General features: G+C 45.6%; 9 protein-coding genes. 6 read left to right on the top strand and 3 right to left on the bottom strand.

Annotated elements, in window-relative coordinates; translation table 11 throughout:
* The first annotated feature begins 30 nt into the window (after nucleotides 1-30).
* Nucleotides 31-3561 carry a PAS domain-containing hybrid sensor histidine kinase/response regulator gene (locus AC1XTG_RS02485; RefSeq protein ID WP_484840876.1) on the top strand — a complete coding sequence of 1177 codons (3531 nt, stop codon included), beginning with the start codon at nucleotides 31-33 and terminating at the stop codon, nucleotides 3559-3561.
* A gap of 95 nt (nucleotides 3562-3656) precedes the next feature.
* Nucleotides 3657-4298, top strand: a complete 642-nt coding sequence (locus AC1XTG_RS02480) for a T9SS type A sorting domain-containing protein (protein WP_484840875.1) — start codon at nucleotides 3657-3659, stop codon at nucleotides 4296-4298.
* Between the two features lie 123 nt (nucleotides 4299-4421).
* Here the strand turns inward: AC1XTG_RS02480 and AC1XTG_RS02475 are convergent, their stop codons facing one another.
* Nucleotides 4422-4724: a hypothetical protein gene (locus AC1XTG_RS02475; RefSeq protein WP_484840874.1), complete on the bottom strand. Its 303-nt coding sequence runs from the start codon at nucleotides 4722-4724 to the stop codon at nucleotides 4422-4424.
* A 156-nt stretch (nucleotides 4725-4880) separates the two neighbouring features.
* Nucleotides 4881-6497, bottom strand: coding sequence for an ATP-binding protein (locus AC1XTG_RS02470; RefSeq protein ID WP_484840873.1), 1617 nt, complete (start codon nucleotides 6495-6497; stop codon nucleotides 4881-4883).
* Between the two features lie 304 nt (nucleotides 6498-6801).
* Between AC1XTG_RS02470 and AC1XTG_RS02465 the strand changes: the two genes are divergently transcribed.
* The 4 genes from AC1XTG_RS02465 (at nucleotide 6802) to AC1XTG_RS02450 (ending at nucleotide 12766) form a co-directional block, all read left to right on the top strand.
* A complete protein-coding gene (locus tag AC1XTG_RS02465; protein WP_484840872.1) occupies nucleotides 6802-8031 on the top strand; it encodes an exo-beta-N-acetylmuramidase NamZ family protein in 1230 nt (409 codons plus the stop codon).
* A gap of 441 nt (nucleotides 8032-8472) precedes the next feature.
* The gene (locus AC1XTG_RS02460) at nucleotides 8473-9459 is read left to right on the top strand and encodes a hypothetical protein (protein WP_484840871.1); all 987 of its coding nucleotides are present in this window, start codon (nucleotides 8473-8475) and stop codon (nucleotides 9457-9459) included.
* 65 nt (nucleotides 9460-9524) lie between these two features.
* Nucleotides 9525-11867, top strand: a complete 2343-nt coding sequence (locus tag AC1XTG_RS02455) for a TonB-dependent receptor (protein WP_484840870.1) — start codon at nucleotides 9525-9527, stop codon at nucleotides 11865-11867.
* Entirely contained in the window at nucleotides 11867-12766 is a 900-nt protein-coding gene (locus AC1XTG_RS02450) for a DUF4249 domain-containing protein (RefSeq protein ID WP_484840869.1), read from the top strand. Before AC1XTG_RS02455 ends, AC1XTG_RS02450 begins: the two co-directional genes overlap by 1 nt.
* 148 nt (nucleotides 12767-12914) lie before the next feature.
* Here AC1XTG_RS02450 and AC1XTG_RS02445 read toward each other — a convergent pair whose 3' ends face one another.
* Nucleotides 12915-13760, bottom strand: a complete 846-nt coding sequence (locus AC1XTG_RS02445; RefSeq protein ID WP_484840868.1) for a universal stress protein — start codon at nucleotides 13758-13760, stop codon at nucleotides 12915-12917.
* Between the last annotated feature and the right edge of the window lie 53 nt (nucleotides 13761-13813).

The raw sequence follows: 13813 nt of genomic DNA, 5'->3' as shown, positions 1-13813 counted from the left end.
AATACAGTACACGATCTCGCCCTCCCACTAATGCCAGATAAACAATCGATTTCAGACTTTTACCAGCTCTTCTTTGAGCATTCTCACGACCTGATGTGTATGCACGATAGCAAGGGTGTTTTGCTGTCTGTCAATCCCTCAGGTGCAGAAAGCCTGGGCTACGAGCCCAGCCAGCTGGAAGGTAAGCTGTTGGTAGATCTGATGCCAAAAGGTTCCGGACCTGCTTTCGAGGATTATCTTCAGAGGGTTCACCAGAACCGGTATGCCGAAGGCGTTATGCCCATCCTGCATAAAAATGGCAGACAAATGGTATGGCGGTACCGGAACAACCTGATCCGTCAGCAGGGGCAGGAGGACGTTGTGATCGGCAATGCCGTCGATATCACAGACTCGCATAGAATGGCCGTGCAGATGGAGAGACTGCAGGAGCTGTTGGCAGAAACAAACAAGACTGCCAGGGTAGGCGGCTGGGAAGTGCATCTGAAGAACAACAGAGTTTTCTGGACGGAGGTCACCAGGGAAATTCATGAAGTCGGCCCGGATTTCGCCCCTGACATTGAAAAGGGGCTTTCCTTTTACAAAGAGGGTTACAGCAAAGAGCTCATCCAGGCTTGCGTGCACGATGCCATTACTGAGGGGAAGGGATATGATGTGGAACTGGAGTTGATCACAGCAAAAGGTAACCACTTATGGGTGAGGTCTATCGGCAAGACTGAATTTGTGAATGGAAAGTGTGTCAGGCTTTTCGGTACTTTTCAGGATATCAATGAAAGAAAAAAACGGGAGATGGAAATTTCCAGATCGCGTAAACTGCTGCAGGATGTACTCGACTCCGCCTCGAAAATCAGCATTATAGCAACGGACCCGCAGGGAACGATCACCATTTTTAACAAGGGTGCCGAGAACATGCTGGGTTACAAAGCCGAAGAGCTCGTCGGCATTCACTCACCGGAATTGGTCCATCTCGGAAATGAGCTCGAACACAGGGCTGTGCAGCTTTCCGGTGAATACAATATTCCCATTTCAGGTTTCCGCACGTTTGTACACCACGCCGAACGGCATGGCTCTGACGTGCGCGACTGGACTTACAAAAGAAAGGACGGGTCTCTGATACCCGTCAACCTGACAGTAACTGTGATCCGCTCGGAGGATGGTGAAATAGCTGGTTACCTGGGCATTGCGACGGATATGACCGAAATTCAGACAACGCAAAATGAGTTGTTACTGGAAAAAGCCAGGTTGTCGGCTTTTGTCACACACGCGCCGGCGGCAGTGGCTATGTTCGATACCAATATCTGTTACCTGGCCACCAGCCAGAAATGGATTGAAGATTACCGTCTGGAAAATCAACAGGTAATGGGCCGGTCACATTATGAAGTATTCCCGAATATCAGCGAGCAATGGCGGGCAATTCACCAGCGCTGTCTAAAAGGCGAGATTGTAAAAAGTCACGAAGAATGCTGGCGACCACCCGGATGGGATCATGATCAATACCTGAGCTGGGAGGTAAGACCCTGGTTTTTACATGATAACCAGATAGGCGGGATTATGATGTTCACAAGCGACGTAACCTCCGATGTAGCGCAACGACAGGAGCTCAATGCTGCGAAGCTGGCTGCCGAGCAGGCAAGTGTAGCCAAATCGGAGTTTTTAGCAAGCATGAGCCATGAAATCCGTACGCCGCTGAATGGAATCATAGGTTTTACTGATCTACTTCTAAAAACGGAAATATCCGCGCTGCAAAGCCAGTATCTCAACATCGTCAACCAGTCGGCAGCCGCATTAATGGCGGTGATCAATGACATTCTTGATTTCTCGAAGATCGAAGCGGGAAAGCTGGAACTGGACATCGCGAGGTGCGACCTGATTGAAGTTGTGTCACAGGCAACTGATATCGTTTCTTACTCCATTCAGAAAAAAGGCGTTGAATTCCTTCTCAATCTGGCGCCTTCGCTGCCGAGGTTTGCCTGGGTGGATGAGATCAGATTGAAACAGGTTCTGCTAAATCTGCTCAGCAATGCGGCCAAATTTACGGACCGCGGCGAAATCGAACTAAGTGTTACCCCGGTTGGACTGGCCGGACCTATGCATCAGGCAATCCGGTTTTCGGTCAGGGACACCGGTATCGGCATCAGGGCGGATAGAATGGAGAAAATATTTTCAGCCTTCGCCCAGGAAGACGGAAGCGTGGCCAAGAAGTACGGCGGAACAGGATTGGGCCTGACAATTTCCAACCGGCTGCTGGGAATGATGGGAAGCCGCCTGCAACTGAGCAGCCAGGTTGGCCAGGGAAGTACTTTTTCGTTCGATATTGAGGTGAAGATCGACGATTCTCACCCATTTGCATTTGAAAAAGTGGAAGAAGTCCGCCATGTGCTGATTGTCGATGACAATGAGCATAACCGGATGATCCTGGCTTCTATTTTCGATCTGTTTCACATCAGCACGGATTCCGCTCCGTCCGGTGAAGAGGGTTTGGAACTGCTCAGAACGCGCAAGTATGACGCGGCGGTGGTTGATTTTCACATGCCAGAGATGGATGGAATTGAGATGATTGAGCAGGTCCGGGAGCAGCTTGATCCGGGTAAGTTGCCAATCCTGCTTCTGCACAGTTCTGCAGACGATGTACTAGTCAATGAAGCGGTAAGCCGCCTGAGCATCATGGAACATCTGAGCAAACCCGTTAAGATTGACGATATCGTTGGTTTTGTTAACAGGGTTTCCAGGAAAACAATCGCTTCTGTTTTTGAGCAAAAAACAAAACTGCCCACACCAGTTTCCGGTGCGAAGCTGCAGGTGCTGATTGCTGACGATAACGATGCCAACCTTTTCCTGACAAACATCCTGGTGAAAAGGCTTTTACCAAATTCCATTATTTCACAAGCCAGAGATGGGGCACAAGCTCTTGGCATTTGTACCACCAGCATGCCGGACCTGATCCTGATGGATATTCAAATGCCGGAAATGGACGGATACGAGGCGACCAGGCAGATCAGAAAACTGGCAGGAGCCAGTCAACTTCCGATTATCGCACTCAGCGCGGGTAGTTTTATAGAGGACCGGGAGAAAAGTGTCCTGGCAGGTATGAGCGCTTATTTGACCAAACCCATTAATGAGCAGGCTCTCAGACAGGTTTTATCCGAACAGCTGAATGGTACAGCAGCCGCGGCTACAAGCAGTCCGGCATACCAGTCCGGCAATGTTACCGCTGAACAACCCGCCGACTTTGATCTTGACCGATTGACAGAAACATTTTTGGGTGATAAAGATTTTGTTCAGGAGTACCTGATCGTGACCAGAACTTCGCTTTTAACCACTATGAAAGAACTGGAAGAGCATGTAAGAGCTCGAAATGTTCCATCCGTCAAGTTTGTCGCGCATAAACTGAAAGGGATAGCGGGTTACGCATGCTTACCAAATGTAAATCGCCTGTCAGCAGAATTGGAACATGTTCAGCAAGACGATCCTCAGGTATTTACCAGCATTTTTGAGAATCTGCAAGCTGCTGTTGTTAAGGCTATTATTTTGATTGAAGGTGTAATTGCGCAGGCTGATAAGTAAAATGTCGCATTCACTATTTTCCGGTTAGTAAGTTTATTAGAACTAGTTGGTATTATGTAGTAGTTTGTGGGATTAAATCATCTAAATACTATCTAATGCGTACACTTTACCTTACCTCAGTTCTTTGTTCGTTATTTTTTGCTGCAAGTGCCCAAGGCCCAGAAGGAATTTTAGCAACAAGTCAGGAGCAATCACCGTCCCTGCCGGTCTCACTTATCTCATTTGATGTTCGGAGTGAAGAGAATGGAATCAGGCTAATCTGGAAAACAAGTGAAGAGATTAACAGCAAGTATTTTGAGATGCAGCATAGTGCTGATGGAAAGGGCTGGTTATCATTTGGGACTGTTACCAGTGCAGGGGAAAGTTCTATCGACCGCCCTTACGAGTTTTTTCACGATAAGCCGGTAAGCGGAAGCAATTACTACCGGCTAAAAATGGTCGACAACGATGGGAGCTTTGCTTACAGCGACATCAAACAGATCAAGATTTCCGGTCCAACTCACGGTAGGCTGTTCCCGAATCCTAACGCAGGTTTGCTCTCGTTAGATCATCAAACTACAAGTGATGCGGCGAGTATCGAAGTCTTCACGCTCAACGGACGATCTATTTTTGTGACTTCCATGATTTCAAGTGATGGTATCAGGCTCAACAATGTACCTGACGGTTCTTATGTTGTTAAAGTAGTCAAGAAAGACAGCTCCTCCTTCACCCGAAAGTTGCTAGTCGAAAGACATTGAATTGAAAAAGCTTTTACTTCGCTTCGAAAGCAAACAAAACCCTGCAAATCAACAATTTGCAGGGTTTTGTTTTAGTATTTAATGAATGTATCCGTCCACGCTCTTGGGCTTTTAACCTGACAGCTATTTTCTGGTAGAGGCACTGACATATGCATTTTTGCTCGTTTCTTCGAGGTCATTGTAAAATTTGGTCATGTGCTTGATATACAGCTTCCGTTCCCGGGGTGATAGCCTGTTTAACACAGAATCCATTGATTTCGGTATATCAGACAAGAGGTGAGTTACCTTAGTATTTGGAGAGAAAGTTGGTTGAGCGTATAAGCCGATACTGTCAGTAAGAAGGACAGTATCATTGTCAATAGGCTTTTCAGATCCGGTACAGCAGCAAAGTGCAAGTGCACCGAGCGCGATAAAAAGCTTAATCATTTTAAGGAGGGTATATCGTGTAAAACTAGTTCGTAAATCTAGTAAGTTCGAGGCTATTATTAACTACTCAGATGAAGTTATTATAGCCTTAAATTCAGGATATAATCTTGCTTGTTGAGCCGGGGCGGCTTTGATAATTTGTGCCCTAAGTTCTTGCTATGTAGCTAATTGCAGTAGCCTTGAATACAACAGCTCAGGTTGGAAAGGCTTGGACATCCAGTCGTCGAAGAGTGCCAGGTCGTCGCTGAATTCAAACATCTTTTTGTTGGCCGCCGTCAGCGCAATGATTGCTACCTTGCTTTTGGGGCTATCGAGCGCACGGATTTGCCGGCTTGCCTCGACTCCGTCCATGACAGGCATGTTGATGTCCATCAGTATGACATCATAATGTTTGCTTTTCATTAATTCCACAGCCAATAATCCATTCTCTGCAATATCGAAATTGAGGTTCCACTTTTTGAGCGAATGCGAAAGGACCAATATGTTCATCTTGTCATCTTCTGCAACCAGTACATTCAATTTCAATGGCTCTGATTTACCGACCGGGTCTGCGCCTCGCTGCATTGCAACGCCCGGCAAAGGGTAAGCGACGGTAAAATAAAATGAGGTGCCGACTCCTTCCACGCTGTCGAATTCAATTACTCCACCTAACAGACCTACGAGTTTTCTAACAAGCGGTAACCCAAATCCAGTACCGTGGTACTGCTTACGGGATGTTGAATGGATTATCTTAAAAGGCTCAAAAATATCAGCTTTGAATTCCTCAGGAATGCCGATTCCGGTATCGGACACTTTGAAGGTGATATTTACCATTGTATCATTGCTTCGCCTGGCGCTGATATCGATCTCGATCCGGCCAGCTTCGGTATATCTGATGGAATTGCTGGTCAGGTTCATCAGGATCTGTGAAAGACGTACCGGATCTCCAATCACAGACAAGTCAGACAGCTCGGGCGAACTGGTGATGTTTAAAGAAAGGTGTTTCCTGGCCGCCTGTGCACGAAGAACCTGACCAATGTCCGTAACAATGGAAAGTGGTTTAAACTGTTCGTTTCGCAGTGTTATCTTGCTTACTTCGAGTTCATTGAGATTTAAAACATCTTCTACGACCGAGTCGAGTACAGCGGCAGAAAGTCTGATCGATTCAAGCGACTGGTCGCGACGCGCCTGAGGATTTTCGGTCATGAAGATATCAATGCCTCCGACAATGGCGTGCAGTGGAGTACGGATCTCATGTGAAATCATCATCAGAAAATTGGACTTATAATCCGCCATGTCATGCGCGTCTGCTGCCGCGACCTTTAATTCTCCCAAAAGAACCTTTTCCTTCGCATCTGACAATTCAGAATCCTTGAAATAGCGGAAATGAATATAGAGGAGCATTGCGCAATTGTAAATCACACCGAAAAACAGAGTAGGGGGCTCCACAGAGAATGGATGATCGACAACCGGTACAAAATGATAAGCTTGACCGAGCATGATCCCGCAGGTAACCACAACATTGGTAACGGAATAGATCAGTCCCCACCTGGCACCCAAAAGGTAAAAACTTGCACTCAGCAGGACGAAGATGTATTGAAGCGTAGCAACGTGGTTTCCCGGCTCGAAAAGCAGGGAGGTTGAAATAATGGCGACACTCAGGCTGACCAATGCGAAATGTGCCACCTTTTGCATGGGTACACCTTTGCGAAGCATTACCACAGCAAGCAGGGACAAGCTTACAAAGAATAGCACAACCTCGATCAGGAGCAGTTTGTGTTCAAAATAATGCATGACGGATAAGCATATACCCAAGACGCAATAAGCAATAAGTAAAAACTCCAGTGTTCTTGTCCTGATGTCAGTAATGTCGTCTCGCTGACTCCAGTAATTGGGATACTTTTTCTCTAACAGGTTGAGTAATTCCGGCATGTTAACCACAGTATACAACTTTAAGTTGTATACTGCTAAAATTATTGTTCCCGGGCGCATTAACGCCATATTAAGTTTGTGGGTGGCGTTTGGTGGAGCTTTAAATGCTGACTTTTTGATATCTTACCAAACGTTAATGGTAATGCGAAATGATAGTCCTGTATAGATGATCAAATATATTTCTATTCTCTTCTTCACGGCCCTGGTAATCAGAAGCACTGCATGTACCGCACAACTGGCATTGCCAAGCCATGGTAAATCCGGTAAGCAGGGAATCATTACAGGTGCGGATCAAACTGAGAGATACCTACCATATCTGAAAGGAAAACGCATTGGTATGGTGGCCAATCAGAGCTCGCTGATCGGTTCAATAAGCAGTGTGGACAGCTTACTGAGCCTTGGAATTAACATTGTAAAGGTATTTGGACCTGAGCACGGTTTCAGAGGTAATGCCAGTAATGGGGCTGCGGTAAGCAATGAGGTCGATGCGAAGACCGGAATCCCAATCATATCATTATATGGTAAAAATCAGAAACCAACAAAAGAGCAGCTGGCGGATGTCGACCTGATGGTCTTTGATATTCAGGATGTGGGCTGTCGCTACTATACCAATATCAATACGCTGGAATATGTAATGGAAGCCTGTGCCGAAAACAAGAAAGAACTACTCATTCTAGACAGGCCTAATCCCAATGCATATGTAATTGACGGACCTGTGATGACCGATGATAAATTCAAATCAGCGATCGGGATCCACTATATCCCCATGACGCACGGCATGACGATCGGTGAATTTGCCCAATACCTGAATGGGGAAGGATATCTGAATGAGCCGTGTAAAATACAGGTCATCAAGGTTGCCAATTATAATCACGACATGCCCTATGTACTACCGGTAAATCCCTCTCCGAATTTAAATACACAGCAAGCCGTAATGCTTTTCCCTAGCTTATGCATGTTTGAAGGAACTGCGATCAATGAAGGGCGGGGGACTTATATGCCGTTTACTGTTTTGGGAGCGCCCGCATTGAAAGGCAAGTATCCATTCTCATACAAACCTGTAAGTATTCCCGGAATGAGCGAACGCCCCAATCACAAAGACTCGGTTTGTTACGGCTTGGACCTCCGTGATTTTGATATTGAAAAACTTCGTAACAGCCGCCAGATCAATCTTTCCTGGTTAATTGAACTATACAATGCCTATCCTGACAAAGCTCACTTCTTTACTCCCGGAAGAGCGAACCAGGACATATCAGCATTCGATCTGCGCATTGGCACCGATCAGTTAAGAAAACAGATCATCGCGGGCGTCCCGGAAGCCGATATCAGGAAAAGCTGGGAGCCTGGATTGCAGAAGTTTAAGGCAATCCGGATGAAGTATCTTCTATATCCGTAATGAGTAGATTAACGTCGCGGTAAATTCCCCATACTTCACTTTCCTGTCGCATCATGCTCAGGAACGCCGGCGCGAAGCCCGGAACAATTCATTATCATTCCATCATTCAGGTTTAGAAAACAACGGGTACCTCTTTGAATTGTAAGTACTTCGCGTGCTTTTCGATCTCGCTTCATCAATGCAGCCATAGCTTTCATCGAAGCCGATGTTGCGTTCGTCGAATGTCCGTCCTTAATGGTCGATTTTTTTTTAAAGGGAGCTTAATGTTGAAGTACCTTTCTTCCAAGTTAAACATCGCACAGTTGTAATTGCTCCTACGCACTATTCAATTCCACAAACACGGGTTGAACGATCCATTCAAGCAAATCACCAGTCGAATACATCATTAAGAGACGTCAAAAAAATTATCATATCCTTTCACAATTTAAACTTCAAAAACGTATGAAAACCACTTGTACTAAGGTGCTAGCTTTAGCATTTTTTTGCGGCTTGTTTCAAGGTTGTTCCAAGGATGAACATCCAGTAGTAGACAAATTGGAAACAATAGAAGTTAAGTCGGGGCGTTTAAGCTTTGAAAATCAAGCCCATTTTGACAAGGTGTTCGACGAATTGATGAAAAATCAAGACCACGAGTATTTAGATGCATGGGAGAGTCAGCATAAGGGATTCACTTCGATGAAATCCGCATACGATAACCTGAAAGACACAGACTTTGAAAAAATCGCTCAACAGAATTCGATCAAGGGGTATGAGAACGTACTACAGATAAGGATGGAAAACGGCGAAAAAGAAGCGGCAGCAGTTACAGATCACCCTATTATGGCAAGGCTCTTCAATCACGAGGGATTGCTGTTAATCGGTAAAGATGCATTTAAACTGCAAAAGGATAGGTTGATAAAAATCGACTCCTATAATGAGGCAAAAATTCAAAAGGTTTTTAAATCTCCAAACGAGAATAGTAATCATCTCAAAATAGCGAATCAGATAATTACTAAGGAATCTAAAAATCTGCGAGAAAACGGCGTTTTGGATTTAGATAAATCATGTACCAGTACATACGACACTAAATATAGGTTTAAGGGAATTTTTATTTTAATAGGCTCAACTTCCGTCAACCCGTCGGGTAATTGGACTGCCGATTTCAGTGGTAAGTTTAATTCGGTGATAATGATTGCTCAGCATAGGAAAAGGACAGCGTTCGTATGGCATAATAGTGAGACAAGTGAGTTAAGGATAAATGGTAACGTAGCTTACCTGGATGACAATGGTGGGTATTTTCCGGGAACTTTGACCGAAGTTGTTGCTTATAATGAAGATGAAATTGCAACGGCCAACGGTTGGGGGAATAATTACCGGGCAACAGCTTCGGTAACAGCAAGCGGGATTGGTACTGATGGACAATTTCATGCATGTACAGAAACGCGCTAATTCTTGCAGTTTTGATTAGAACGTGCCCGGTGATACAGATTGCCGGACACGTTCACAGATTATTTTTGATTGTTTTTCTTCTTAACTCGACATTTTGTTTTTCCCAGAATGTCATCCTCAACGGTCATGTTACTGATGCGGAGACTGGGGAAGCTATAATTGGAGCGAATGTACGCAACGAAGGAAAGTCATCAGGGACGGTTTCAAATACTTACGGGTATTTTATCCTGACATCGCCTTCGGGTAGTTCCAGGCTGAACATCTCTTGCGTAGGCTATGAATCTCTGACTCTCGATCTTCATACGACTACCGACACCACGCTGAACATCCGTCTGTCCCCTGCCAGCTTCAAACTCGACGAAGTGTTGGTCAAAGCCAAGAGCACCCTTTCCCAATCCAGTGTCGGGTACCTGAGCATCCCCGTAAATAGGTTAAAGGCTGTTCCGATCCTGTTTGGTGAGGCCGATATCGTAAAAGCCCTAGCGCTTACCCCGGGCGTCACTACCGGGAACGAGGGAACAACGGGGCTGCTGGTACGAGGCGGCACGCCGGACCAGAACCTAATATTGCTCGATGACGCGCCCGTTTATAATACCGCCCACCTGTTTGGGCTCGTATCAATATTCAATACGGATGCCGTCAAGAACGTCGAAATGTACAAGGGCGGCTTCCCGGCTCGTTATGGCGGCCGACTTTCGTCAATCTTCGATATCTCGATGAAGGAAGGGAACAAAATGGAGCGAAAAACCGAACGCACCATCGGGTTGGTCAGCTCCCGGATGCTTTGGGAAGGCCCGCTGTCGATGAAGGAAAAACATTACGGCAAATCCAGCTACCTAATCGCGGCAAGAACATCCTATCTTACCTTGTTTCTGCTCCCAAAATACCTGTTATACAAAGCCGGAAAATCGGCCAACTATTTCAACTACTGGCTCTATGATTTGAATGCAAAAATCAACTATCAGCTGAATCCTAAAAGCCAGGTATTTCTCAGTCTCTACCATGGTAACGACTTCTATTCTGCCGGAGAAAGGTCTGACGATAACCGCGGAAGAATGGGCCTTACGTGGGGAAACACAACGATGACAACGAGGTATAACTATATTATCCGGCCCAAACTGTTCCTCAAAAGCATCCTGTCTTTTTCCAGGTACCATTATGGAATTTCTACAAAAAGCTTTGAAAAGGACGGGCGGAAGTGGGACAAGACGAGCTTTATCAAATCAGCCTCCATTGTGAATGACCTGACCAACAAGACTTCGATCGAATGGTTTCCGGGATCCGGTCACACGCTCCGCGCCGGGGTGCAGGCTTCGCTGTACAGGTACAGGCCGATGTCGGTCAAGACTAGCATTGCGCTTCCTGCTGATTCACTGTCAAAGATGAATGCGTCCGTTTCTACAAATGAAGCTGCGGCGTTTTTGGAATATGAACTAGCTGTTGGCAAATGGTTGAAGACGAATGTGGGCGGAAGGGTGGTAAATATGCATGTCAACACAAAAAACTATCAAAACTTCGAGCCCAGGGCTACTGTGAATTTTATCTTGCCGGGAGATTTTGCGTTAAAAGGCGCCTATTCCAGGATGAACCAATACATTCATTTGCTGACTAGCAATAGCGTTGGCCTGCCCAACGATGTGTGGGTGCCCGCAACCGAACATATCAAACCTTCTTCCTCCGAACAATATACGGCAGGTATTTCTAAAACGGTCGGAAGCCAGATAGAAGTCAGCATTGATGCCTATACCAAATCGTTATCCAACCTGATAGACTATTCTGCTAACAGCAGTTTCCTGATGAGCTTCAACAAATCCTGGCAAAGCCTTATTGAACAAAACGGGGTGGGCAGGATTCGCGGGATAGAAGTGTTCATCAACAAGACCAAAGGAGATTTTACTGGATGGGTTGGCTATTCCCTGTCCAGAAATGAGCGGCGCTTCGATAAGATCAACGGAGGGACATGGTATCCTTCTAATTTTGACCGCCGGCACGTAATCTCGCTTGTCGGAAGCTATACCGGCCCTATTACAAATACCACTTTTTCCGCAGCGTGGGTATACCAGTCAGGAGCGCCGGTAACTGTGCCCATAGCGGTGTACAAAGAATTCGATGAAGGTCAGCTTAATCCCAATTATCCGGAATTCATTTACGGGGACAGGAACAGTGTCAGGCTACCCGCCTATCACCGACTCGATTTCAGCGCCAGCTTTGACCTTAAACGGCGCGGCCGCATGACACTGGGTGTCTATAATCTTTACAATAGGCTAAATCCCTATTATTTGACTGTTCATCTTCAGCCTTCAAATAGACCCGCTCCTTCTCAGCCTTTTACCGGTTTTGTTGGATCCGTTAACAAGGTCGGCGTACTTCCGTTCCTACCTTATTTCAGTCATACAGTTACATTTTGATGAAACAGCTGATTATTATTTTGTTGTCATTTTTGATCCTGGTCGGTTGCAAAGAACGGGGTGTCAACCTGCAGCTGCCTTATGAAGGTGACAAACTGGTGCTTTTCGGTCAGGTAAACACCACCGATACGGTGCGGATAGAGGTACAGAAAACCTATCCGCCAACCGGTAAATCTACTTACATCGAGGGGATTGCAAACGCGACGGTCGGATTGTTCGATGAGCACGGCTTCCTGGAAACACTCAAGTACCATAGTAAAGGTATCTACATGTCCGGCTCCGGTCGCAAATGGCTGTCAGGGAGCCGATACAGAATCGAAGTAGAAGCACTCGGGTTGCCGCCGGCTTCAACGGCTCTGGAAATGATGCCGACTGCGCCGGTTGTTATCAATTATGAATTCGGCCGATCGATCGATTCGAAATTCAACCCGGGAACACCCTCTAAAGAGTTGATCATCAGTATACAGGACCACCCAAATGAAGAGAACTATTATATGGTAATCGTTAAAAGGAGCATTGGCAAGGATACATTTGGAACGAGCATATTCGACCTGGACAGGCCGATGGATGATTTCGAAGACCCCTGCCAATTCCGTTACCGGTCCAACATCGTATTATCAGATTTATGTGCTGAAAACGGAAAGATAATATTGAGAAAAGGGGTGGAGCTGAATGATCAATTTGGCAAAGAAGTTGACTGGACTGCGCTGGATAAAGTTACAGTGTCCACGAGACAGATCAGTAAAAGCTATTATGAATTTTGCAAAACCTATTATACCGAAACTGAACTTATTACGGCTTTTATGCCACCTTTTCCAAGATATACAAACATTACTGGGGGCTACGGAATTTTTTCCGGCTACAATGAAATTACGAAGGAATTCATCCTTAAGAAGTAATCGATTTAATTGCCGCAGGTATTCAATGTGAAGATTTGCGGCGCCAGATATTATAAAACAAATTGAAACGCATAGCATATATCACAATTTGGCTTCGAAGGTTAATAGATGTTCCTGAGAAGCTGTTTGTCCGGCAAACCGGGGGAATCTAGGCCTCGTGCGCAGTGTAGGTCCAGACGGCTTCGGGGCAGTGATTTACGATGTTTTCCGCAATGCTGCCAAGGATCAGGTGTGTCAGGCCGGTCTGCCCGTGCGTATGCATCGCGATCATTGAGAATTCGACTTGTCGCGCATATTTTAGAATTCCTTCTTCCTCTGTTTTCGCTTGTTTGACCACTGCCAGGTAGTTCTCCAATTCGTAAAACCGCGCAAAGTTTGTCAATGCCATTTTCAGTTCCTGGTCCTTCTGTTTGGATTCAGGGGTTTTCACATGAAGTAAATGAAGTCTCGCATTGAAAAACGTTTGCAATGCTTTCACTTTTTCCAGCAAGCCGCTTTGATTCAATTCGATGTTGGTAGGAAAAATGATGTTTTTGATTTGCTGTACTTTCTGGTTTTTGTGAATGGCGAAAACAGGAACCGGAGCGCTTCGGACAATTTTCTCAGTATTGGAGCCAATGAGCATTTCGCTGAGCCCGCTGGCACCTTTTGTTGCCATTACAACAAGGTCAGCATTCTGCTGGTGAATAGATTTCAAAATGGCGTGATTGAACAGACCTTGTTCAATAGCGAGTTTCACAGGAACATTTCCGGTATCTACCTTCTGCCTTAATTCATCAAAATCAGCAGCGGCCTGTCGTTTCAGTTCAGCAAGAATTGACATTGAATCAACATAATAAGGATTTGTTTCAAGGGTCTCAATGTAATTGGGAGTCAGGTTGATGACGTGTAGAACGGTTACTTCTCCCTGGCTAATAGCCGCAATTTCAACAGCAAATCGAAGTGCCTGCTCAGAGGCTTTCGAAAAGTCACAGGGAACCAGAATATTTTTCATAACATCATGTTTTTGGTTAGTTGCGGAGCCAGTCCATTTTCAAAAATAAAATA

Source organism: Dyadobacter sp. HNCC25DJ183 (genome assembly GCF_056895175.1).
Note: the sequence above shows the minus strand (reverse complement) of the source record. Positions and strands in the feature narration are given on the sequence as shown.